24 protein-coding genes are annotated in these 23,077 nt (G+C 62.6%); 9 read left to right on the top strand and 15 right to left on the bottom strand.

Annotation, left to right across the window (positions count from 1 at the left end):
• Nucleotides 1-357: 357 nt before the first annotated feature.
• The 3 genes from ASN89_RS02630 to ASN89_RS02620 form a co-directional block, all read right to left on the bottom strand.
• Nucleotides 358-3,234, bottom strand: a complete 2,877-nt coding sequence (locus ASN89_RS02630) for a M16 family metallopeptidase (protein WP_152988416.1) — start codon at nt 3,232-3,234, stop codon at nt 358-360.
• 144 nt (nt 3,235-3,378) lie between these two features.
• Complete coding sequence (locus tag ASN89_RS02625; RefSeq protein WP_058048175.1) at nt 3,379-4,365, bottom strand: diguanylate cyclase; 987 nt, start codon at nt 4,363-4,365, stop codon at nt 3,379-3,381.
• 89 nt (nt 4,366-4,454) lie between these two features.
• Nucleotides 4,455-5,354, bottom strand: coding sequence for a sensor histidine kinase (locus tag ASN89_RS02620; protein ID WP_058048163.1), 900 nt, complete (start codon nt 5,352-5,354; stop codon nt 4,455-4,457).
• Nucleotides 5,355-5,643: 289 nt separating this feature from the next.
• On the opposite strand from ASN89_RS02620, the gene queE reads away from it, so the two are divergent.
• From queE to ASN89_RS02580, 8 genes are all read left to right on the top strand, one after another.
• Nucleotides 5,644-6,279: a 7-carboxy-7-deazaguanine synthase gene (queE, locus tag ASN89_RS02615; RefSeq protein WP_034785949.1), complete on the top strand. Its 636-nt coding sequence runs from the start codon at nt 5,644-5,646 to the stop codon at nt 6,277-6,279.
• 9 nt (nt 6,280-6,288) lie between these two features.
• On the top strand, nt 6,289-6,735 hold the full coding sequence (gene queD / locus ASN89_RS02610; protein WP_034755997.1) for a 6-carboxytetrahydropterin synthase QueD: 447 nt from the start codon (nt 6,289-6,291) through the stop codon (nt 6,733-6,735).
• Nucleotides 6,728-7,237 carry a tRNA adenosine(34) deaminase TadA gene (tadA, locus tag ASN89_RS02605; RefSeq protein WP_046682802.1) on the top strand — a complete coding sequence of 170 codons (510 nt, stop codon included), beginning with the start codon at nt 6,728-6,730 and terminating at the stop codon, nt 7,235-7,237. The genes queD and tadA overlap by 8 nt, the downstream gene beginning before the upstream one ends.
• Before the next feature lie 201 nt (nt 7,238-7,438).
• On the top strand, nt 7,439-9,802 hold the full coding sequence (locus ASN89_RS02600) for a TonB-dependent hemoglobin/transferrin/lactoferrin family receptor (protein ID WP_058048162.1): 2,364 nt from the start codon (nt 7,439-7,441) through the stop codon (nt 9,800-9,802).
• A gap of 61 nt (nt 9,803-9,863) precedes the next feature.
• Nucleotides 9,864-11,021, top strand: coding sequence for a hemin-degrading factor (locus ASN89_RS02595; RefSeq protein WP_058048161.1), 1,158 nt, complete (start codon nt 9,864-9,866; stop codon nt 11,019-11,021).
• Between the two features lie 153 nt (nt 11,022-11,174).
• Entirely contained in the window at nt 11,175-12,092 is a 918-nt protein-coding gene (locus ASN89_RS02590; protein WP_058048160.1) for an alpha/beta fold hydrolase, read from the top strand.
• A 32-nt stretch (nt 12,093-12,124) separates the two neighbouring features.
• On the top strand, nt 12,125-13,042 hold the full coding sequence (ldcA, locus tag ASN89_RS02585; RefSeq protein ID WP_058048159.1) for a muramoyltetrapeptide carboxypeptidase: 918 nt from the start codon (nt 12,125-12,127) through the stop codon (nt 13,040-13,042).
• Between the two features lie 50 nt (nt 13,043-13,092).
• Nucleotides 13,093-14,235 carry a DUF418 domain-containing protein gene (locus tag ASN89_RS02580; protein WP_058048158.1) on the top strand — a complete coding sequence of 381 codons (1,143 nt, stop codon included), beginning with the start codon at nt 13,093-13,095 and terminating at the stop codon, nt 14,233-14,235.
• On the opposite strand, the gene ASN89_RS02575 is transcribed toward ASN89_RS02580, so the two are convergent.
• Nucleotides 14,232-14,948: an SOS response-associated peptidase gene (locus tag ASN89_RS02575; protein ID WP_082654362.1), complete on the bottom strand. Its 717-nt coding sequence runs from the start codon at nt 14,946-14,948 to the stop codon at nt 14,232-14,234. The genes ASN89_RS02580 and ASN89_RS02575 overlap by 4 nt on opposite strands.
• A 142-nt stretch (nt 14,949-15,090) precedes the next feature.
• Between ASN89_RS02575 and ASN89_RS02570 the strand changes: the two genes are divergently transcribed.
• The gene (locus tag ASN89_RS02570; RefSeq protein ID WP_034756009.1) at nt 15,091-15,312 is read left to right on the top strand and encodes a hypothetical protein; all 222 of its coding nucleotides are present in this window, start codon (nt 15,091-15,093) and stop codon (nt 15,310-15,312) included.
• A gap of 7 nt (nt 15,313-15,319) precedes the next feature.
• Here the strand turns inward: ASN89_RS02570 and ASN89_RS02565 are convergent, their stop codons facing one another.
• The 11 genes from ASN89_RS02565 to ASN89_RS02510 all read right to left on the bottom strand — a co-directional run bounded on the left by ASN89_RS02565 (nt 15,320) and on the right by ASN89_RS02510 (nt 22,973).
• Nucleotides 15,320-15,565, bottom strand: coding sequence for a hypothetical protein (locus tag ASN89_RS02565; protein WP_058048157.1), 246 nt, complete (start codon nt 15,563-15,565; stop codon nt 15,320-15,322).
• Nucleotides 15,566-15,638: 73 nt separating this feature from the next.
• Nucleotides 15,639-15,944, bottom strand: a complete 306-nt coding sequence (locus ASN89_RS02560; RefSeq protein ID WP_046682794.1) for a hypothetical protein — start codon at nt 15,942-15,944, stop codon at nt 15,639-15,641.
• 232 nt (nt 15,945-16,176) lie between these two features.
• On the bottom strand, nt 16,177-16,383 hold the full coding sequence (locus ASN89_RS02550) for a hypothetical protein (protein WP_046682793.1): 207 nt from the start codon (nt 16,381-16,383) through the stop codon (nt 16,177-16,179).
• A 94-nt stretch (nt 16,384-16,477) separates the two neighbouring features.
• Complete coding sequence (gene mntP / locus ASN89_RS02545) at nt 16,478-17,047, bottom strand: manganese efflux pump MntP (RefSeq protein ID WP_046682792.1); 570 nt, start codon at nt 17,045-17,047, stop codon at nt 16,478-16,480.
• A gap of 60 nt (nt 17,048-17,107) precedes the next feature.
• Entirely contained in the window at nt 17,108-17,962 is an 855-nt protein-coding gene (locus tag ASN89_RS02540; protein ID WP_046682791.1) for an undecaprenyl-diphosphate phosphatase, read from the bottom strand.
• A gap of 96 nt (nt 17,963-18,058) precedes the next feature.
• The gene (locus tag ASN89_RS02535) at nt 18,059-18,925 is read right to left on the bottom strand and encodes an alpha/beta hydrolase (RefSeq protein WP_152988415.1); all 867 of its coding nucleotides are present in this window, start codon (nt 18,923-18,925) and stop codon (nt 18,059-18,061) included.
• An 85-nt stretch (nt 18,926-19,010) separates the two neighbouring features.
• Nucleotides 19,011-19,613 carry a hypothetical protein gene (locus ASN89_RS02530; RefSeq protein WP_052755589.1) on the bottom strand — a complete coding sequence of 201 codons (603 nt, stop codon included), beginning with the start codon at nt 19,611-19,613 and terminating at the stop codon, nt 19,011-19,013.
• 129 nt (nt 19,614-19,742) lie between these two features.
• The gene (locus tag ASN89_RS02525) at nt 19,743-20,075 is read right to left on the bottom strand and encodes a hypothetical protein (protein ID WP_058048154.1); all 333 of its coding nucleotides are present in this window, start codon (nt 20,073-20,075) and stop codon (nt 19,743-19,745) included.
• A 25-nt stretch (nt 20,076-20,100) separates the two neighbouring features.
• Nucleotides 20,101-20,775, bottom strand: a complete 675-nt coding sequence (locus ASN89_RS02520; protein WP_058048153.1) for a hypothetical protein — start codon at nt 20,773-20,775, stop codon at nt 20,101-20,103.
• Between the two features lie 97 nt (nt 20,776-20,872).
• On the bottom strand, nt 20,873-22,543 hold the full coding sequence (locus tag ASN89_RS02515) for a DUF6138 family protein (RefSeq protein ID WP_058048152.1): 1,671 nt from the start codon (nt 22,541-22,543) through the stop codon (nt 20,873-20,875).
• A 112-nt stretch (nt 22,544-22,655) separates the two neighbouring features.
• Nucleotides 22,656-22,973 (bottom strand): hypothetical protein, encoded by a 318-nt coding sequence (locus tag ASN89_RS02510; protein WP_058048151.1) that lies wholly within the window; start codon nt 22,971-22,973, stop codon nt 22,656-22,658.
• Nucleotides 22,974-23,077 lie beyond the last annotated feature (104 nt).

The following is a 23,077-nucleotide window of genomic DNA, read 5'->3' as shown; positions in this document are numbered from 1 at the left end:
TCTATGCTAGGAAATATCTGAAAATTAGTAAATAGACAATGAAAAAAATACACCATAAATTTTCTAACATATTGTTTTTTAAGGAGTAATTTATAATCATTCTTGTTTTAAATGGCATTTTTATATTTCGCTGAAGTCCACTCAAGTTGCAAATTTTTACATTTGTAATATGTTGCAGATGCACCGTTCTGGTGCGGAGAAAGCGCCTCTATGGAGTCTCCGGTAAGGCGAGATAATATCGGCAGATAATCGCCAATGGATGCTGCGCTGCGCCATTTTCGTGCATAAAAAAAGCCGCCAGCTTTATGCTGGCGGCCTTGATTGCATTTAATTGGTGCGTTATTTTTTCCGCTGCGCTTACTTGGCGAATGCCTGCGCCGCCGGCGTCACCGTCACCGCTGCCGGTTCGATGCCCAGCTTCATCGCGCCGATGACCTTGTCTTCATCGAGCAGGGCCTGCGGCTTGTTGCCATCGTACTTGATGGGAGAAAACGCGTCGCTGACGAGCTTTTCCTTCAAGCCGGCCGCATCCTTGGCGACGATCACCACGGACAGGTTCTTGGCCGACAGGTGCTGCTTGATGGCGCGGTTGACGTCTTGTACCGTCAGTTTCGACAAGCCATCACGCATCAGCTTGGTGAACTCGGGCGTGCCATACCATTGCGAGTCGAGCGCGTAGCCCAGTTGCTGGTCCTGCGTCGAGGTCATGACGAAGACGTTCTTCATCAGGTAGTCGCGCGTGGTGGCGAAATCGTCCTGCGTCAGGCCGTTGTCGATCAGCTTGCCCAATTCCGTCAGGGCCACGCGCAGGGCGAAGTGGGCGTTGTCCGGCGCCACGGGGCGGATCCAGATTTCGAACAGCTGCGCCTTGCGGCCCAGGTTCGGGTTCGGGAAGAATTGGAACATGCCGCGCGGGAAGGCTTCGATGTACGCATAATCGCCATAGTTCATGCCGCGGATTTCACGGATGCGCTGGTACAGGTAGGAATTCGAGGCGCGGTGTTCGCCCAGCCATGTTTTCGCCAGCCACAGGGCGGGGAAGTCCGGGTGCGTGCGCGTCACCTCCAAAGGCAGGCCGAAGGAAATGGCCGTGGCGCGCGTGTTTTTCTCGATGATTTCCACTTGCAGGCCATTCGCCTTGCGGCCTGCGGGTTTCACGGTGGCTGGCAAGCCTGGGCCTACCGGCAAGCTTGCCAGCGCCTGCGTCAGGGAAGCCGTCATGGCGTCCGATACATCGCCGGAAATGCCCACCTTGACGGCGCCTTGCGCGTACGCGCTCTTCCAGAACTGTTTCACGTCGTCGAGGGTGATGGCGTCGATGCCGGCGACCGTGCCCAGCACGGGGTGGCCGTACGGCGTACCCGCATACACATTGGTTTGCAGGCGTTCCTTGGCGAATTCCTCTTCGTTATTGTCCTTCAGGTCCAGCAGCAGCGCGTTCTTTTGCGCGTCCTTGAGGCGGCGGAAGTCGTCTTCGCGGAAACCGGGCGACAGCAGCAGCGGCAGGGCAATGGCGTTGAACTGGGTCCAGTTATCCTTGTGGATGGAGCCCGTAAACGTCGTCATTTCCTTGTCCGTCTGCTGGGAAAAACTGCCGGCCAGCGGGAACAGGGCCTGGTTGACTTCGTCGATCTTGCGCTCGGACGAGCCGCCCGACGCCACCATCGCGGCCGTCAGCGCGGCCAGGCCTTCCTTGCCTTGCGGGTCTTGCGCGGAACCTGCCATAAACAGCAGCTTGTAGCGGATTTGCGGCAGCGCGGACTTTTGCACCAGCACGTCGAACTTCGCGTTCGAGGCGGCCGGCAGCAGGCTGGCCAGTTTTGGCGTGGTGGCGATGGCGGCCGCCATCGGCTGGTGCGACAGGGTCGTCACCACCAGGCCCTCGTCCGTCAGGTATTTGCGCGCGGCCGCCTGCAGGTCGGCCGGCGTGAGCGTGTCGATCAGGCGGTAGTACTGGTTGATGGTGGCGTAGGAACGGTCGAAATGCACGAAGGACGCCAGGGTGCCGGCGATCTGCTCCGTGTTGTCGAGCGAGCGGATCAGGCCGTATTTTTCAGCCGACTTGGCGTCCGCCAGGTCTTTTTCGCTCACTGGCGTGTCGCGCAGCTGCGCCACGGTAGCCAGGATGGCATCGCGCACGTAGACGGCGTCATCGATGTTTTTCACGCGCGCACCCAGCACGGCCAGGGTCGGGTCGACCCGCTCCGGCGTCATGTCGAACAATTGATCGACCTTTTGCTCGTTCTGCACCAGGCGTTTATACAGCGGCGAGGTACGGCCGAACGACAGCGACAGCAACGTTGCCAGCGCGGCCTGGTCCTTGTCCTTCACGGAAAACGCCGGCGCGTGGAAGCCGACGGCCACCCACGGCAGGGTCGGCGTGGGCCAGGCCACGTGCTTGTAGACGGGGCCGCGCGGGGCCGGTTCCACGGGCACGGCCGCCTGCTGCTTGCCGCGCTGCCAGCCGCTCCAGTATTTTTCCACCAGCGCGATGGCTTGCTGCGGTTCCACGTCGCCGGCGATGATGATGGTGGTGCGCTCGGGACGGTACCAGCGGTCGAAGAAGATCTTCGAATACGCGTACTGGTTCGGCATGTCTTCGATGTCCTGGATGAAACCCATCGTCGTGTGCTTGTAGGTATGCGTCGTGTAGGCGCTGTCGCGCATCACTTCGAACAGTTTCGAGACGGGATTGGCGCTGTTCTTGTTGTACTCGCCCAGCACGGCCCGCGACTCCGTCTTGAACGCGTCATCCGCATAGTCGAGGTGCTGGAAGCGGTCCGCTTCCACCTTCAGCACGGTTTCCAGGTCCTGCTTGGCAAACGTCGTGTGGTAATTGGTCAGGTCGTCGCTCGTATACGCGTTCTGGCGCGCGCCGGCGCGGGTGATGACTTCCTGGTATTTTTCGGGCGGGTACGCCTTGGTGCCGCGGAACATCATGTGCTCGAAGAAATGGGCGAAGCCGGACTTGCCCGGCTCGACTTCATTGCGCGAACCCGTCTGCACGGGAATCTGCAAGGAGACGAGGTTCGGGAAACCGGTCGGCACGATGATGATCTTCAAGCCATTGGGCAGGGTCTTTTCCGTTGCCTTGAATGGCAGCAGATCGGCCTTGCTGGCGGCGGCGCTGTGGGTAGCAGCCGGTTTGACGGGCGCGGCGCCCAGGTTCGACGAGGCCATGGCCGACAGGGCCAGGGCGAAAGCGGGTAATAAAACGGGCATGATTCTTGACACGGGGGGCTCCTTCTTTTTTTGGGCATGTGGAAAGTGCAACGCCGCAGCATAGAAGATTCGTGCCGCCCTGCATAGGGGCAAGGCGTTTTGGCAGGAAGGGGCGGCCCCGTCAGGACGAGCATGGCGTGCCGCAGCGGCGGGTGGTCAGGTCAGCGTCGTTTCCGGCAAGCTGATGCGGTTGCGGCCCAGGTGCTTGGCGCGGTACAGGGCGCAGTCGGCCGTATGGATCAATTGCCCCAGTTCCGTGCCGGGGCCGGGCAGGGCGGTGGCTGCGCCGATGCTGACGGTGACGCAGGCGCCGTCGGCACGCTTGCGCGGCAGTTGCAGCCGCTCGACGCGCTGGCGGATGCGCTCGGCCACGATGGCCGCGCCCTTGAGCGACTGGTTCGGCAGGATGACGGCAAACTCTTCGCCGCCGTAGCGCGCCACCAGGTCGTTGGCGCGCATTTCGCTGGCCACGGCGCCAGCCACCTTGCGCAGGCACAGGTCGCCGCCCTGGTGGCCGTGGTTGTCGTTGTATTCCTTGAAGTTGTCGACGTCGACCATCAGCAGCGACAGGGGCTGCTCCTGCCGCTGGGCGCGCTGCCACTCGGCCAGGATGGTGTCGTCGAAGCAGCGCCGGTTGGCCAGCCCCGTCAGGCCATCGCGCGTGGCCAGGCGTTCCAGTTCCACGTGCGCGCGCTTTTCGTCCGTCATGTCGCGCAGGGTTTCGACGACGGCGATCAGCTCGCCGTGATTGCCGTAGATGGGGCTGGCATCGACGGCCAGGTAGCGCCGCCGTCCCGTGCGCGGCATGTCGCACCAGTTTTCCGCGCACAGATTGCTGCCCGTGCTGCTGCGGTATTGCTGCTGCGTATGCAGGATGCGCATGTCGCCGCCGCGTCCGGCCAGCAGCAGGTCGGCCAGGGTGGGGCGCTCGTCGTTGTAAAAGCAGCGGCCCGGCTCGCTCGCGCCCAGTACTTCGGCCGCCGGCACCCCCGTCAACTGCTCGCAGGCGCGGTTCCAGATCATCACCCTGCCATGCACGTCGAGTACAAAAGTGGGCACGACCAGCAATTCCATCATCTTGACGGCGAAACCCTGGGCTTCACCATACGTCGATGCGCTGGCATGTGCGTGGCTATCCGGCATGAAAGCATCCTTCTTGGGCGTGAATGGGGCTGGCTCGTTGGCCATGATGCAGCGTGGGGTAGCGATGGTGTTGATATTGAGCAATATTTTCAGTGATGGACCATTGCTTCGTCGTGGCAGACCGGCAGGGGAAGCGATACGCGCAAGGTGGTGCCGGCGCCGCTGCGGCTGTCGATGTGCAGGCTGCCGCCGGCGGCGGCCACGCGCTCATGCATGCCGGACAGGCCGCAACCGAGGCGCGGCGGCGAACCCGACAGCCCGATGCCATCGTCGCTGATGCGGCAAGCGACGGTGGCGCCCGTTTGCTGCAGGCACAGCTGGACATGCGTGGCGCGTGCATGGCGGGCGATGTTTGCCAGCGCTTCTTGCACCACGTGGTACAGCAAGGTGCCATGCGCGCGGCTGGCGTCGGCGTCGAGCCGGTAGTCGCAGCCGCAGCCGATGCCGGTGGTGCGCGCAAAGTCGGCCAGCAGTGCGTCGCAGGCTGCTTGCAGGCCGGCGTCGAGGGCCGGCGGGCGCAGGTCATGGATGACGCAGCGCAGCGCCGCGATGGTCAGGTCGACATTGCGCGCGATCATGGCCAGCTGTTGCGCCAGCTGGGGGGCCGCGCCATGCGTGCTGGTTTGCAGCATGGACAGGTCGATTTTCAGGGTCAGCAGATGCTGGCCCAGGTCATCGTGGATGTCGCGCCCGATGCGCAGGCGTTCCTGTTCGCGCGCCTGTTGTTGGCCGCTGGTCAGGCGCACCTGCTCTGCCTCTTCTCGCAGCTGTTCCAACGCTTCCAGGCGCAGCGCCAGACGGTGCTGGCGCCACAGCAGCAGCGCCAGCACGCCGAGCAGGATGGCGCAAACCAGCATCAAGGGGGAGGGTGCGCCGGCCGGCAGCATCGGCCCGGCCGCGTATCCGACGTGCAGGGAAGCGAGTGCAGCGGCCGCCAGGCAGGCCAGAATGCTCAGGCGGTACGGCAGGCGTAGCCAGCGTTGCATCATTTCCTCGCTCCCCAAATGTTTTCCAACAGGCAATGTTATTACGGAAAATATATTAACTCGAGGCTATTTATATTGTCTAAACGCAAAAGCCGCGCAGTTACGTCTTTCGCTGTGGCTTTCCGGTCCTTTGGCGCCGCATGGCCAGGTGGCGGGCACGGCATTTGCACGGGAAGTGTCATGGCGGCATATAATAGAGGGTTGTCAATCGGCTTTTGCGGTGACGGCGCTGTGCGCCGGCACCGGTGCGTACGCCCTGCGCGATGACGCCAGCCAGCTCTTAGGAAATACAGTGACTTATAGCATCAAAGAGATTTTTTACACCCTGCAGGGCGAAGGTGCGCACGCGGGCCGTCCGGCCGTGTTTTGCCGCTTTTCCGGCTGCAATCTGTGGACGGGCCGCGAAAGCGACCGCGCCACGGCCGTGTGCCAGTTCTGCGACACGGATTTCGTCGGCACGGACGGCGAACTGGGCGGCAAGTTCAAGACGCCGCAGGAACTGGCCGCGCTGATCGACAGCCTGTGGCCAGCCAGCTACGCGCCGAGCAAATACGTGGTGTTTACGGGCGGCGAGCCGCTGCTGCAGCTGGACACGGCCCTGATCGACGCCATGCACGCGGTCGGCTTTACCATCGCGATCGAAACCAACGGTACCTTGCCCGTGCCAGCCGGCGTGGACTGGATCTGCGTCAGCCCGAAGATGGGCTCGACACTGGTCGTCCACAAAGGCAATGAAATCAAGGTGGTGATTCCCCAGTTCCAGCAAGACCTTGCCGCCTACGAACAACTGGACTTCGAGAACTTCTTCGTGCAGGCGATGGATGGCCCCCTGGCCGCGCACAACATGAAGCTGGCCATCGAAACGTGCAAAAGCAACCCGAAGTGGAAGCTGAGCCTGCAAACCCATAAACTCCTGCAAATACCTTAATAAAACAATATGCTGACTATCACACGCAAGCTCGAATTCGACGCGGGCCACCGCATTCCCGACCACAAAAGCCAGTGCCGCAACCTGCACGGCCACCGCTACACGGTGGAAATCACCCTGGTCGGCAAGGTTATCGAAGCGGAAGGCAATTCCGACAATGGCATGATCATGGACTTTTCCGACGTGAAAACCCTGGCCAAGCAGCACCTGGTCGACGTCTGGGACCACGCCTTCCTCGTCTATGAAAAAGACACGGCCGTGCGCGACTTCCTGGCCAGCCTGCCCGACCATAAGACCGTCGTCATCGACCGCATCCCGACCGTGGAAAACCTGGCGCGCATCGCCTTCGACATCCTCAAGGCCGCGTTTACCGACCATTTCGGCACGGGCTTGCACCTGCATAAACTGGTGCTGCATGAAACGCCAAATTGCTGGGCAGAAGTGACCGATGACTGAAACGCACGCTGGCGCGCAGGACGCGCGCTACATGCGGCTGGCCCTGGAGCAGGCCCAGCACGCGTGGGACCTGGGTGAAGTGCCCGTTGGCGCCGTCGTCGTCAAGGATGGCGAAGTCATCGCCGTCGGCTACAACCAGCCCATCGGCCGCCACGACCCGACGGCGCACGCGGAAGTGATGGCGCTGCGCGCGGCCGCCGAAAAGCTGGGCAACTATCGCTTGCCCGGCTGCGAGCTGTACGTGACCCTGGAGCCGTGCGTGATGTGCTCGGGCGCCATGCTGCATGCGCGCCTGACGCGCGTGGTGTATGGCGCGGGCGACCCGAAGACGGGCGCCTGCGGTTCCGTGCTGAACCTGTTCGAGCAGCCGGCGCTGAACCACCAGACGGCCATCGTCGGCGGCGTGCTGGCCGATGAGTGCGGCGCGTTTCTCAAGCGTTTCTTTGCCGAGCGCCGCCGCGCCCAGGCGGAAGCGCGCAAGCTGGCCAATCCGCCAGCCTGACATCAACCCAAGATGTCAGCCATGCCAGCCATCCCGGCTGGCATTTTTATAATTGTTGCGAAATAACATCTGTCTAGACCATTTGTCATTCTCAAATGAGAATGATTCGTGTTACAGTATTGTTTTCGCCAGCAAACTTCCCTTGCGCATCGTTATCGATCCGGGTTCAAGAGCCAGCCTTTACTCTTAGACCGGATCATCATGACTACTGTGCTTCCGCAGCGCACCGCTGCAACTGTCGTATCCCCAGCTCATCTGCCTGCCCGCCGCCATAACCTGGTGCTGCGTGCGGCCTTGCTGGGCTTGTTCGCGGCGCCCTTGCTGCCTGCTGCCGCACAAACTGCCGCCATCAATGCGGGCATGGCGGCGCAAGAGCCGGCCAAGCTGCCAGTCTTCCCGGAAATCGTCGTCAACGCCCAGCAGGATTATGCGCGCCGCGCCGGCACCAGGACGGTTGTGACGGCGGAAGATCTGGAACGCCGCAATGTCACCGAGATGGGCGGCATCGTGCGCTATTTGCCCTTGATCAGCGCGCCAGCGGCGGCCTCGGGCAGCGGCAGCGTGTGGGATGGCTCTGGCAATACGGGCTACAACATCCGCGGCCTGGAAGGCAACCGGGTCAGCCTCGATGTCGATGGCATTTCCCTGCCCGACGCGGCGCCCAAGCCCGATGCCAATACCCTCAACGCCTTCGGCACGGGGCGTGACTATTTCGATCCTGAAACCTTCCGCGAAGTGCGCATCGATTCGGGCACGACAGCCGTCAGCGGCGCCAGCCCTGGCCTGGGCGGCGGCGTGACCTTCGTCACCAAGTCGCCCGAGGATTATCTCGGTGAAGGGCAAGACCATTACGTGGCCTACAAATACGGCCGCGCCACGGCCGACCGCAGCAATGCGCACACCTTGACGGGCGCCGCCAGGATCGGCGCCAGCTTGCAAGGCCTGGCCGTGTACGTGCACCGCGATGGCGAGCAGATGGACAGCCGCGGCACCACGCCGTCCAATCCTGACGACTGGCGTTCGAACGCCTTGCTGTCCAAGCTGGTGTGGACCTTGCCTGGCGAACAGAAGCTGGACTTGACGGTCGACATGTTCGAGCGCAAGAACAAGCGCGATCTGCGCAGCAAGGTCAGCACGTATTATCCGACCGGCGTGCAGCAAGATTCCACCACCAAGCGCACGCGCGTCAGCCTGGGCCACGACGTGGTGCTCAAGGATTTCGCCCTGTTCGACCGCCTGACGTCGAAAGTGTATCTGCAGAATGCGAAAACCGAAGACCAGACGCAAGGCCTCTACACGTTTGGCAGCCCGGCACAGCGTACCATCGACACCAGCTTCAAGAACGACAGCATCGGCTTGAGCTCGGAAGCGTTCAAGCAGCTCAATGCGGACAACGCGCTGCTGTACGGCGTGCAACTGGAACAGCTGAAAACGCGCCGTCCGTGGCGTGAAGACCGTGTCATCGTTGCCACGGGCCAGCATCAAATCACCAACAAGAACCGCATGGCCGACATGGACACGACCAAGCTGGCCCTGTACGTGCGCGACGATCTCAGTTTCAATTTGGCCGGCAAGAAAGCCGTGCTGACACCGGGCTTGCGTGCCGACTACCGCAAGAACGAGCCGAAAAACCTGCAAACTTATGCGATCGCCGTGCCGAACGCGGCCAGGGAAGTGCGCAAAGAAAGCGACACCTATTTCACGCCGAGCCTGAGCCTGTCCGTGGAAGTGCTGCCGCAGATGAACGCCTACGCCACCTTCACGCGCGGCACGCGCCTGCCGACGGCGGCCGAGCGCACGGGCACCTACGATTCCTTCAGCTATACGGGCACGGGGCAGGGCTATGCCGTACTTGGCAATGCCAACCTGCGCAAGGAAACCAGCAAGGCGTATGAGCTGGGCCTGAAAGGCGACGTCGTCAAGGGCTTGAGCATGCACGCCTCCGTGTACCAGACGGAATATACGGACATGGTCGACTATGTGATGCAAAAAGATGATCCGGTGAACTACCCGACCATCACGCGTGGTTTGTTCCGCCCGGAAAACATCGGCAATGCCCGTACCTGGGGCGGGGAGCTGACCCTGCGCGCGGAGCTGGGCGCCTGGGCGCCGGCCATGCAGGGCTACCACGTGGATCTGGCGACCGGCGTGGCCAAGGGCCGTTCCTTCAATACGCAGACGGGCGAGAGCGGCGGCCTGAACTCGGTGGCGCCGGCCAAGTCGGCCTTGACCTTCGGCTACGATCATGCGAACCAGCTGTTCGGCCTGGCGCTGACGGCCGTGCATGCGGGCGCCAAACAGGCGCCGGAAAACCTGCTGATCGGCGATGCCGGGCCTTTGTTTACCGTGCCGTCGTACACCATCTTCGACTTGTCGACCTATTGGAACGTGCACAAGAACGCGAAGATCGTCGTGGGCGTTTATAACTTGACGGATCGCAAGTACTGGGATTACGCCACCTCGCGCAGCCTGGCCGCCGGCACCACGGCCGCCAGCCGCGCCGAGATCGAGCGCTACGCCAAGCCGGGCCGTAATGTGGCCGCCAGCCTCAGCGTCAATTTCTAGGTTTTACCGGGGAGGGGTGCTTGCCCCTCTTTTTTTCCATGTTTGATTGAATGGTCTCTCTATGAAGTTATCCAAACTCGTTCTATCCCTGCTAGGCAGCCTGCTGATCGCAAACGCAAGCGCGGCCCCAGCCACTTTGGCGGAACGCTGGTCCACCTTGCGCACGGAACAGCCGAAGCTGCAGATCCGCGACGCGGCGCGCGCGCTGGGTGTGTCCGAAGCGCAATTGCTGGCAACCAATATCGGCAAGGGCGTCACGCGCCTGCAGGCCGACGGCAACCAGCCGCGCGAAATCATGCGCGCCGCGCTGGACCTGGGCATCGTGCAAGCGATCACGCGCAATGAAAACGGCGTCATCGAAACGACGGGCGTCGCCAGCAAGTTCAAGCAAGCGGGCGACAAGTCGGAACAGGCCGACGCCAAGCAGGATCCGGAAACGGAAGCGCGCCAGCGCAATATCGCGGGAGGCTACCTGGGCGGCCAGATCGACCTGCGTTTCCACTTTGAAAACTGGAAATACGCGTTTGCCGTGGAACAGGCGGGCCGCGATGGCAAGCCGACGCGCAGCCTGCAATTTTTTGACGCCAACGGCACGGCCGTGCACAAGATCTACCTGCGCAACGAGCCGGGCGTGGCCGTCTACGACAAGCTGGTGGCGACGTTCCGCATGCCCCAGCAAAGCGCGGATTTGAACGTGCTGGCCGTGGCGCCCAAGGCCGCTGAAAAGCCCGACGCCGAGATCGACGTCAAGGAATTCCAGCTGGCCTGGAAAGACATGACGGACGTGCACCAGTTTGCGCAAATCATGCGCGAATTCCATCTGTCGCGCGAACAGGCCTTGCGCCTAGCGCCGGCCGGCGTGGTCGAGCGCGTGACGCCTGAAGCGCTGCGCACCCTGCTGGAAAACGCGGCCAAGGACAAGGTCGCCATCATGGTGTTCCTGGGCAATGACGGCTTGACGCAGATCTACAGCGGCAAGATCGAGAAAACCATGGCCGCAGGCGGCTTCTTCAACGTGCTGGACCCGGACTTCAACCTGCACATCCGCGACACGGCCCTGCGCAGCGGCTGGGTCGTCAAGCGCGGCGGCGTGACTTCCGTGGAATTCTTCGACAAGGACGGCACCCAAGTGGTCTCCTTCTTCGGCGTGCGTGAACGGGGCAAACCGCAGCCGCAAAGCTGGGTGGATTTGGCCGATTCCTTGCCTAAGGCCAAGTAAGTTGCAGCACAGTTGCCGCGCGCCGTACCGGCGCGGCAACACTTCAGTGTGGGTGCCGCGTGCCGGTCTCATGTCTGAAGCACAATAGTGGTATGCTGATTGCAAGGCCGCAGCGATCGTGCCTGCGTGCTGGTTCCTGGAAAAGAGGCAATCATGGCAACCATCATGGCGAACGGCCTCAACATAGCTTATGAAAGCCACGGCGACCCCAACGATCCGTGCGTGCTGCTCGTCATGGGCTTGGGCATGCAACTGATTGCCTGGCCGGCGGACTTCGTCGAAGGCATCGTCGAACAAGGGTTTCGCGTGCTACGTTTTGACAACCGCGACAGCGGCCTGTCGAGCAAGATGGCGCAGGCGGGCAAACCGTATCTGCCGCTGGCCTACGTGAAAAACCTGCTGGGCTGGCCCCTGAAAACTTCCTACACCCTCAATGACATGGCGGACGACGCGCTCGGCTTGCTGGCGGCCCTGCGCATTGCCCAGGCGCACGTGATCGGCGTGTCGATGGGCGGCATGATCGCGCAAGTGATGGCGGCGCGCGCGCCGCAGCAGGTGCTCAGCTTGACGTCCATCATGTCGAGCAGCGGCCGGCGCGGCTTGCCCGGCCCCACGCGGGCCGCGCGCAACGCCTTGTTGCAACGCCCGAAACGCAACGCCAGCCGCGCCGAATTGATGGCGCACATGGCGGCCACCGTGCGCGTCATCGGCAGTCCCGCCTATCCCGTGTCGGAAAAACTGCTGTACCAGCGCATCGAAGCGGCGTTGCAGCGCGGCAGTTGCCCGGAAGGCGTGGCGCGGCAGATGGTGGCCATCGCCGCCTCGGGCGAGCGCACAGCCTTGTTGCCGAGCATCAGTTGCCCGGCGCTGGTGATCCATGGCGCGGCCGATCCCCTGATCCCCGTCGCCTGCGGCATCGATACGGCGGCGCTGATTCCGGGCGCCCGTCTCGAGGTGATCGAAGGCATGGGGCACGACATGCCGCCCCAGCTGATCGAGCGCCTGCTTGCCTTGATCGATGTGCATCTGCAAGGTAAGATGGCGCCCCAGATGCGCTCCCAGCCAGCCTAGGCGCGCCCACAACTTTTGAAGGCACGGGCATTTTGAAGACACCTGAGATTGGCATCGCCATCGTTGCACCGGGCGGTTACGCGCCCGACGCGGCGGCTTTGGAACGCGGCATCGCCCGCTTGCAGGCGCAAGGCGCCACCGTCCACAATTACTACGACCCGGAACACACATTCCAGCGCTTCGGCGGCACGGACGCGGGCCGCCTGGCGCAGCTGAACGCGGCCGCTGCCGATCCGGACGTGCAGGTGGTGATCGCCTTGCGCGGCAGCTACGGCATCAGCCGCATCCTGCCCGAGATCGACTTTACTGCCATGGCGGACAGCGGCAAACTGTTTGTCGGCTACAGCGACTTCACGGCCTTCCACATGGGCTTGATGGCGAAAACGGGCCGCGCCAGCTTTGCCGGCCCCATGATCTGCGACGATTTTACGCGTGACGAGCCCGAGCAGTTTACGCTCGACCAACTGTGGTCGTGCCTGGCCGGTCCCACGCACACGGTCATGGGCACGGCGGCGGGCAATCCGCAGGTCGCGCTGCAAGGCAAGCTGTGGGGCGGCAACCTGGCCATGCTGGTCCACTTGCTCGGCACGCCGTATTTCCCCCAGATCGATGGCGGCATTTTGTTCCTGGAAGACGTCAACGAACACCCATACCGGGTCGAACGCATGCTGCTGCAATTGCTGCACGCAGGCGTGATTGGCCGCCAGCAAGCCGTGGTGCTTGGCGATTTTTCCGCCTATAAATTGAGTCCCATGGATAACGGCTACGATTTCGACGCCATGCTGGCCTATGTGCGTGAACGCCTGCCCGTGCCCGTGCTCACGGGACTGGAATTCGGCCATATCCGCCGCCGTGTCACCTTGCCGTTCGGCGGCCATGCGCGGTTGCAATCGGATGCGTCCGGCTTCAGCCTGCAGGTAACCGATTACCAGACCCTGGCGCACCCCTGAGCTCCCTGAACGCCATTAGCGCCAAGCCCGGCAGGCTGCTGCAGCTCGACGTGCTGCGCGGCATCGCCGTGTTTGGCATCTTGCTGGTGAATATCTGGGGCTTTGCCTGGGGCACCTTGTCCCTGCGCTACGGCACCTTGCCGGCCCAGCCGCCTGTACTCGACCAGCTCGTCATTTTCGGTGTGGCGGCGCTGGCGCAATTCAAGTTCTATCCCATCTTCGCATTTTTGTTCGGTGCCGGCTTTGCCCTGCAGACACGTTCCCTGAAACGCCAGCTGGGCAGCTGGGAGCAGGCGCAAGCGGCATATCGGCGCCGGCTGCGCTGGCTGCTCGTGTTTGGTCTGCTGCATGGTTTCCTCATCTGGAGCGGCGACGTGCTGACCTCGTATGCGGTGGCCGGCATGCTGATCCTGCCGCTGGCAGCGGCCAAACTGAGCCGCATACGCAACCGCGCCTGGCTGGTGGCGGCCGGTTTCCTGCTGTTCATGTGCTTGCTCATTCCCGTGGGCCAGCAGGGCGGTGCGCCGGACATCGCGCGCGACCTGCAAGGCTTTGCGGAGCGTTACGCCATCTACACGCAAGGCAATGTATTGACCGTGGCCAGACTGCGCGCCAACGATTTCCTCGTCTCCTTGCTGTACGCCATCGTCATGCTGCCGCACATCATCGTGCTGTTCCTGCTGGGCATCCTGTCCGTGCGCTTGGGCTGGCTGACGCAGCCGCAGCGCCATCAGCGTCTGTGGCGCCGCGTGCGTGCCGTAGGGCTGGGCGTGGGCTTGCCGTTCAACCTGCTGGCGGCGGGCGCCGTCGCGTGGCAGGTGGCTGATCCATATCAGACGGTATTCGATACGGCCCTGTTCGAAGTGGGCCTGTTCGCTGGCGGGCCCGTGCTGGCAGCCGGCTATGTGGCGGCGCTGATGCTGGCCGGTCCTTTCATGCTGCGCTGGCTAGGCGCATGGCTGGCGCCCGTGGGACGCATGGCGCTGAGCAATTATCTGCTGCAATCGGTGATCGGTACCTGGCTGCTGCAGGGGCCTGGCCTGGGTTGGGGCGCAAGCCTGCATCCGGCCGAGATGCTGGGCCTGGCGGTAGTGATCATGACGGGGCAGGTGCTGCTGAGCCGTTACTGGCTGCGGCACTTTCGCCAGGGGCCGATGGAAACGCTATGGCGCCGGCTGGCGCGGTTGCCTTAATCCGTACCCCAGTCAAACGCGCCTTGCGCCGCGGCCGGTGGCGGCGGCTTGGGTTTGGCGGACGGCACCAGTGGATTATCGACGGCATGCCACTCGAACAGGTCCACATCGAGCATGCAGGTGCGTGCCAGGTGCAGCGCTTGCTCGGGTGTCAAGGCGGGGTCGATCCAGCGGTGCGCGTCTTCCAGGCTGACGGCCACGGGGCGGCGGTCGTGGATATCGACCATGCCGCCCAGGCTGTCGGCCGTTACCAGCACAAAACCTGCCTCTTCGCGGTTGTACTTGTATGGCCCGAATTGTGCCAGCGCCAGCAGGAACAGGCGCGCGCGGTCCTTGCGGTGGATGTGCCACGGCTGTTTGCTGCCTTTCTCTCCTGTCCATTCATACCAGCCGGAAACGCTGACGATGCCGCGCCCCGCGCGCAACAAGGGTTTCCAGTAGGCGCCGGCGAGTTTTTCCAGGCGGGCGTTGATGGCGATGGGGATTTTTTTCTTGCCGGGGGCGGGCACGGCTTGGGCGGCCCAGGCGGGGCGGTAGCCCCAGAAGACATCATCGACCCTGCGTACGCCATCCTGGATATGCAGCACGGGCCGGTAAGTGCCCGGCGACACGTTCAGGTGCGGCTCGGCCTCGCTGTCGAACACCGCGTCGGTCCAGCCAAACGATGACGCCAGCTCGGGCGCCGTGTCATTTTGATCGAGTCGTCCACACATGGCCAAATCATACCTGATCGCCGGGCGCCGCGAGGCAGACGCGTGCGTGCTTTCTGTGTGTGATCAAACGTACAGACTGCTTACGCGCGCGGGCGCACAGTGAGGTCAGTCAGATCCCTGACGCTCTCGCCTCGGAGGAAATATGTCTTTTGAAAATCCCACCATCCACAAAGGTTTTATTATCAGCGCCACGGCCAGCCAGCGTCGCGATGGCCGCTGGGTCGGCTCGTACGTCAGCCAGAACCAGGCATGCGGCGCGTATGCGGATACCTGCGACTATGACGATTGCAGCAATGAAAAAGAAGCGCAGCAACTGGCCTTGTCGATCGGCTGGCGCCTGGCCGATGGCGTGCCGGCACGCTGAAACGGCCTTAGCGCTTGCCCCGCAGGGCCAGCAGCAGGCCTGCAAATGGAAACAGCAGGGCGGCGCCCAGCCGTACGGAGGTCAGGGAAGCGGTCTCCACGCCCAGCACATGGGGCAAGGCCAGCAGTAACAGGGGCGCGGGCACGGCAACCGCGAAGAAAAACCGATACCACGAGTAGCCAGTTTTCTTCGCCAGCAAGGCGATCAGTGCGCAGCCGACGAGGAAGACCAGCGGTAAATTCACAAATTCCATGGTGTTGAGTTTTCATCTGGGAAAGCGCGTCATTATACGCACCACCCCGGGTGACCGGATGGGCTTGCCGGCTTCAGTTACCGACGAAATCCGGCGGCTGCGACGCCTGTTTCCCGGCCAGCTGGCCATCGGCTGGCAGCAGCGCCTTGATGGCGCCGTTATAGATGAGTTCCTGGGCATACGCCGACGCCTCGATCAAGGCCGCATGCACGGACTTGAAACTGCTCGGCGTTTCAATCAAGACGGGCTTGGCATACACCTGCTGCGTATCGCCGCGCCTGCTGATCAAAATCATGCCCCGGTAGCGCCCATCCTTCTCCAGCGCCCCCGCCACATGAAATTCATACCCCCTGATCTGGTGCTTTTGTCCCTGATCCATGTCTCCCGCCTCCAGACCTGATTGTCATGGCTTTGGACTATCAATTCGATTGGAATAGCTGAGTGTTTGATCTGAATCAATACGTTCACAGAAAGCTTTAACGAACGTATCGACGCTTGTCGCAAGCGTAGCGAGCGGAGTTGATTTGTGGTTGAGAAGCGCAACCGCACTTTGGTGCGGTGCGCATCGCCAGCCGCAAGGCGCCCCGCGCAGTAGCTTGCGGCAGCCGTCATCACCCAGCGCGAATGGCGCGGATCTGCTGGGCGGTTTCCTCGATCTCCCGATACGCTTCCTGGATATAACCATTGATCGGGTGTCCATCCATCCACTCGAAATAGGCGCGCTCGTCGTGTTTGATGGCAAAGGGAATGTGGTGGTCGCGTATCGATTCGGCCGTTTCGCGCACCAGCGAGGCAAAAAGCAGCTCAATAGTTTCCATGATGGTCACCTTGCGAGACAGGAATGCAGAGCATTTAATGTAGCACAAAGCAGGCCGGCGGCGGCGATGCTTGTCTGCCGTGCGTGCCTAGGCCTCAGGCCGGATGGCCGATATGCTCGTACAGGATCACGCAGCCGATGATGATCAGCACGAGGCCGCCCACCAGTTCAGCGCGCCGGCCCGCCACCGTGCCCAGCACGCGGCCCAGCATCACGCCCAGGGTCACCATGACGAAGGTGGAAAAACCGATGGCGGCGGCAGTCACGACAATATTTGCGCCCAGCAAGGCCAGACCCGCGCCCACCACCATGGCGTCGATGCTGGTGGCCAGGCCCGTCACGGCCAGCACCCAGAACGAGTGCGACTGGGCCGGCGCTTCCTCCTCGTCGCTATCGCCGAGGGCATTGCGTATCATCAGCAAGCCGATGATGCCCAGCAGGCTGAAGGCGATCCAGTGGTCCCACGCTTCCACGTAGGGCGCTGCCACGCTGCCCAGGGCCCAGCCGATGATGGGCGTGATGGCTTCGATGACGCCAAAGATCAGCCCCGTGCGCAGCGCCTCGCGCCATTGCGGCTTGTGCAGGGCGGCGCCCTTGCCCACGGCGGCCGCGAAGGCATCGGTGGACATGGCAAGCGAGAGGGCGGCGGTGGCGGCGAAATTCATCGTTGGCTTTCAGTAAAACCTGGCTGGGATGGTAAGTTACAAACTATAAACCCGGCGATTTTACCCTAGGTACAGCACGACCATGGAAGCGGCCAGGCAATACGCGCCAAAGAGATGCCAGCGACCCTGTTCCAGCCAGCGCGACAGCCAGCGCAGGGCCAGCAAGCCGGCCAGGAACGAGAGCAGCATGCCCAGCAGACTGGGGCCGAGCAAGTGCAGCAGGCTGTTGCCGTGTTCCAGGTGGTCCAGGCTGCCGCTGGCCACGGCCTGGTAAAAGCGCCAGCCTTCCTTGACCAGCACGGCCGGCGTCAGCACGACGGCCAGGGCGAAGCTGAATTCCTCGGCGCGGCGCTGCGGCACGCCCATGGCGATGCCGGCGGAAATCGTGGCGCCCGAGCGGGAAAAGCCCCGGAAGGGCAGACACAGGCCTTGCACGGCGCCGATCACCATCGCCTTGCCGATGGACAAGGTGCCATGCTGGCGCGCTTGCTGGCGCGAGGACACAATGATCAGCACGCCGGCGGCGGCCAGCGCGGCGGCCATCAGTTTCGCGTTGCCGAACAGGTGTTCGATCTCAAAGCCGGGCGCATCCTTGCTCATGAAATGGGTAATACCCTTCAGCAAGCCGAAGCCGACGATGCCCGTCAGGGCCGTGGCGGCCGCGAGCAGCAGGACATTGCTGCGGAAGGCGCTGGCCGAACTGAAATACGTGGCGCGCCAGGATTTCCAGAAATACACGATGACGGCAAACATGGTGCCCGTGTGCAGCATCACCAGCAGCATGGTCAGCTCCGGCGACGTGGGGTCCAGGCCCATCAGCTTTTCCGCCATGATGACGTGGGCGGAGCTGGACACGGGCAGCAGCTCGGCGAAGCCCTGGACGATGGAAAGAATAAATAGTTGCAAGAAGCTCATGGGTATCTGTACTCGGGCGGGAAAAGCAGGGCCGCCGATTTTACCCGCCAGATGTGGCGCGCCAGCCCCGCGCAAGATTACAGTTTGTCCATCTTGTTATTGGCCGGCCGCTCCTTGCGGCTTGAACACGGCGCGAAAAGCCCGCAGAGCTGCCGGGTGATAGATGGTGCCGTGGGTTTCTTCCGGCATCTTTTCCACATGCCATTGCAAGCCGGACGGCGCCTGTTTCGCCAGCACGTCGGCCAGGCGCTGCACTTCGATGGCGATGCCTGACTCGCTGCTGGACGCCAGATACAAGCTGTGTTTGCCTGGCCTGCCCCTGGCCATCAGCGCGGCCGCCTGGCGCGGCAGCGCGCCGTGGTTCCACCACAGGCTGGGGTCGAAGGCCAGGTAATGGTCGAACAGCTGCGGTTCCAGCAGATAGGTTTCCACAACGAACAGGCCGGCCAGCGATTCGCCGACGATGGCAGTCTCACCCGTCGTGCGGTAGCGGCGCTTGATTTCCGGCATCAGTTCGTCGCGGATGAAGGCCCGGTAGGCGGACGCGCCGCCCACCACGGGGGCGATCTTGCGGTCTTCGGCACTGTCCGTCGGCCCTGTCAAATCGCGCCGGCGCTGCGTGTTTTGCATGCCGACCAGCATGAAAGGGCGCATCGTGCCATTCGCTACCGACACTTGCAGCAAGCCGGCCACGTGCAGGAAATCTTCCGCCACGCCGCCGTCCGGCATGTACAGCACGGGCAGCGGTGCATCGGGCGGCGTATCCCAGGCGCGCGCCATGTACACATTGATGTGGCGCTTTTCCCGCAGGGCCTGCGAATCGATGCTGAAACTTTCACCGATGACGAGCGGCGTGGCCGCACTGGAGGCTGCGGTAACGGCGGGCGCGGCAGTGGCGAGATGGAAGGGGCTGGACAGCAGCAGGGCGGCGGTGAGGTGCAGTGCAAGGCAGGAGTGGCGCATGTGTTCCCGTAATAAATAGTGGATCGATGGCATGTGCTCTTACAGACATGCCATCGGGTGATTCTATCTTATCTTTGAGGCAGCATTATTTGATCGTCAAGAGCTGACGCTCGCGCACGATACCGGCCTTGTCGACCGTGTAGGCGACCAGCAGCGCGCCATCCTCGGCGCAGGCGTGGCAGGTGATCAGGGGCGTGGAAAACAGCAGGCGCTGGCCGCCATCGCTGGTGGCCGTGCTGCCGACGAAATCGGCGGGCGCAAACGGGACGGAGTCTGGATGGGCGGCGGCAAACGCACGCCAGGCCGGTGTGGCGCGGTCTTCCTCGCGCACGGAGCCTTCGTCGACGTCGATGGCCGCGCCATCGCTGCCGATCAGCAAGGTGCCTTCGTTCGTGTTGGCGCGGAATGGATAGGTGACGGTAGCCAGGGCCGCCTTGCCCAGCGGGCGCCAGGCCGAGATGAAGCCGGCCTTGTTTGCCTTGACCAGCATCCTGGCGGCGGCGATGGCTTGCGGGTGCGCGCCGCTGCGCTGCATGGTGCGCAGCAGGCAGACGTCGGGCGCCGTGGGCGATTGTTCGCTGCGGCAAGCCGACAGCGAGCGTTCCTGCCAGACGGCACGCGCGTCGATGGGGCCGATGGGCGGGAGGCTGGCCGCCTGCGCGGCCGCCAGGTTGGATAAGGCCAGCATGGCGCAGCAAAATACGTGGCGGGAAAATCGTGTGGGCATGGACGTCTTTCAATAGCGGAAACAAGAGTTGCCGATTATAGAAGGGGGCTGGCGTGCAAGCGCGCACGGAACGTCCGGCTTGCGCCTCGATCAGCGCTTTTTTGCCGCCGCCTGGCGCAAGGCCTCGGCTTCCTGCTTGTTGGGGATGTGCGGACGCGTGGCCAGCTCGGCCTTGACGGCGGCGATGGCGGCGCCGAACAGCTGCTCGGCCTGCTCGACGCTGGCGCCCGCATAGTGCTGCTGGTTGGATTGGGCGGCGCGCAGCCGGCGCAGCAGCGCCAGCAATTGCTTGCCGTGCAGCGCAGTTAAATCTTGCGCCAGCACTTGCGCGCCCAGCGTGACCTCCACATGCTCGGGGGCGAGCATGCGCAGCAAGGCCAGGCCTGCTGGCTGGGCGACTGGGGTCAGTTTGGGCTTGTCCATCGGCAGTTTAGAGCTCCGTAAAGGATTACAGGTATTCCCAGATTTCATCGAAGGTTTCGCGCGCGAAATCGTTGCGCCACGCTTCCGAGTTCTTTTCGCGGCTGACGGCAAACACGGCGCGCCACGTCTGCTTCGGCGAGCTCGTGTAGGTCGCGGCGATCTTTTCCAGGCCGGCCTTGCATTGCTCGACCTTGCAGCCGCTCTTCGCCAGTTGCTGGGCGGCGGTTGCCCATGCCACCGGGACCTTGACGACCTGGCATTCGAAGCTGACGGCGGCCGTCTGCATGCCGTTTTCCACCGTCACCGGGTCCGCCTTGTTGGCCTGGCAGGCGGCGCCATTCTTGGCAGCGATGACGTTCACGGCCAGCAGTTCAGCGGCCGGCGTCACGGCCGCGCGCATGGCGGCGGGGAACAGGTCGGCGATCAGCTTGCCCGTTTGCGTTGGAAACTGGGCGTCTGCTTCCTTCAGGGCGCTGTACGACGCATACTCGGCGCTTTGCTGGCCCGCCAGGCGGGTAGGGCGCAGGTAGGCGTTGAGCTTGGCGACGCTGGCTTCATCCTGGTTGATGATGGTCTTGATGTACAGGTTGGTCACTTCGAGCTGCGCCAGCTCTGCGGCGTCGGCGGCGATGGCGGGCTGCATCAGCGCGGCGGCGAAGGTGGCGGCCAGCAGTTTGGCGGCAGGGAATTGCTTGTGCATGTATTTTCTCCACGATTCAATGTCAGACGCCAAAAGATGCTTCGTAGCAACTCTGGCGCGCGCATTATAGATGGTGAAAGTCATAACGTTGCACACCTTAGGCGTCCCCCTTGCTGGCCGCTTCAAGCAAGGACAGCAGCAGCTCCTTGCGCCGTCCTTCCGCCTTGCGCGCCAGGGCAGCCAGTTTTTCCAGCTTGCCCCAGACGGGATACAGCATGTGTTCCACCAGATAGCCGTCCAGCCCTTGCAGTTGCTGGCAGAACAGCTCCAATTTTTCCATCTCCTCCAGTTCCGCCTGGATCTTGACCTTTGCGTTATCCGTGCATACGCGCAGGCACGCCGCCAGCACCGGAGCGGAGTCGCGCGTGACGCCGTGTTGCTCGGCAAAGGCCGCCGTGAACTGGTCCTGCACGGACTGGTGTTCCTCGTCGACGTTGGCCATGTAGTGCTGCACGAGCGGGAAATAGCGGGCATCGAGCAAGCCCAGCCCAAACACGGCGTAACTGCCAGGCATGCAATTCTTTTCGCCTTCCGTGTCGGCATAGAATTCGAATTGCTCGATGGCCGCGCGCGCATACGCTTCCAGCTGCGGTTGCAGGGACGCATGGGCGAGGGCGTTGGCAAAGAAGCGGTGCGTGTCGGATTTCGCCAGTCCCTTGATCGGCAAATAGGCCTTGGCCTTGGATTTGAGCTTGATCTGGTAGCTTTTCGGGAAACCGGCTTGCAGCAAATGCGTGATGAAGGCCAGCGCCTGCGCATACGCGCCTTCTTCTTCCTGCGTGATGGTGATGTTGATCGTGGCAAACACATCGTTGGCGCGGCATTCCAGCAGCGTATTTTTTACGTGGATGTCGGCATCGGGGAAGGTGCCGCTGCCTTCCTTGAGCATGCGCACGGCCCGTTCGCTGCCCAGCTCGCGCGCGATTTCCAGGAATGTGAGGCCGGTCGATTTGGCATAGCTCGGTTCGTGACGCAAGATCATCACAGCGCCATACAGCAGCAGGTCGATCGCTGGCAGCGCTTGCGCATCGGGCGCCGTGTCCGCTTTCAAGGTGTACTCCGCGCTGCGGTAGCTTGATTTCTGCACATCATAAAATCGCGGCAGGAACTGTTTTTCCGCCCACGCCGACACGGCCCGGATGATATCGCCGCGATGTTCGGTCAGTGCCTGCGGGCGTGACTTGTTCAGCTGCTCGATGCGTTCGAATTGCGCGATCGTCCAGGCGATATCGGGCTGCGGAAACAGCTGGGGATCGAGCAGGTGGCGCGTCAGGAAGAAGGTTTCCAGCTTTTTCGTCGGCCTGCTGCCATGCGTGAGCTTTTGTTCGATATACGCATGTATGTTTTTCAGCAAGGCCTGGCGCTTGCCGTCGTTGACGTGTTCCAGCAAGGTCAGGTGCAGCTTGCCCTGCGCCGTCTGGAACTTTCCGCGCAAGGTGAAGCGGTAGTCGATCATCGGCGTGTCCACCAGCGGCGCCAGGCGGGCTTGCACCAGCGCCACCAACTGTGGCGCGATCAAGTCACGCACTTGCGCATCATCAAGGCGCGCCGGCGTCCGGGGACGCACGTCGTCGCCGAAGCCCAGGTCGATTTCATCGGCAGTGGTGCGGCCCGGTTTGTAGTCGAGTAATAAATCATTGAAGACACCCATCTGCAAGGTGGTCCGGTTCACAGCGTCTTCCAGGTCCGTGCGCTGCAGGCGCTCATCGAACCAGGCGTGGATGGCCGTCGTCATTTCTTGTGTTGCCTGCTCTAACAGTGTGCTCATTGACTTCCTTGCATTGCGCGCGGCAGCGCCACCGGTTGCCGTCACGATCATGTTTAATATAAAGCATTATTTTAGGTGGCCGGACCTGATCGCAACAAGGGCCGCACGGTTGTCAGGAGGGGGCGGTGAGGAAGCGCTCGTCGATTTCATCGGACTGCGGTGCCACGGTGATCGTGGTATGCCAGCCGGAAGGCTTGTCGTTGCCATCAAACAAAGCTATGCGCGTGTGGACGAACAGGACCGAATACACGCCGGATTTCATGTCGCGGTTCAAGTCCCAGTGCATGAGTTCGATCGCTTCGCCCATGCGCGGCAGATGGGCGCCTGGCGGCAGCAGGATGTTTTGATTGATGAATTCCCTGCTCGGGCCCGGTTCCTTGTGGCGCGGATCGATGTAGCGGAACGAGACGCTGGTAACGATGTTGCTCATGCATGGCTCCTGCCTGGTGATGTGTCCGATGACAATAGCATATGGGGATGCCGGATGCGTCCTGTGCGCAACGATATGCGGGTAAACAACTATGTTCGGTAACA

Origin of the sequence: Janthinobacterium sp. Ant5-2-1 (assembly GCF_001445815.1) — a bacterium.
Classification (GTDB): domain Bacteria; phylum Pseudomonadota; class Gammaproteobacteria; order Burkholderiales; family Burkholderiaceae_D; genus Janthinobacterium; species Janthinobacterium lividum_E.
The sequence above is the reverse complement of the archived record's forward strand: the minus strand, read 5'-3'. Positions and strand labels throughout refer to the sequence as shown.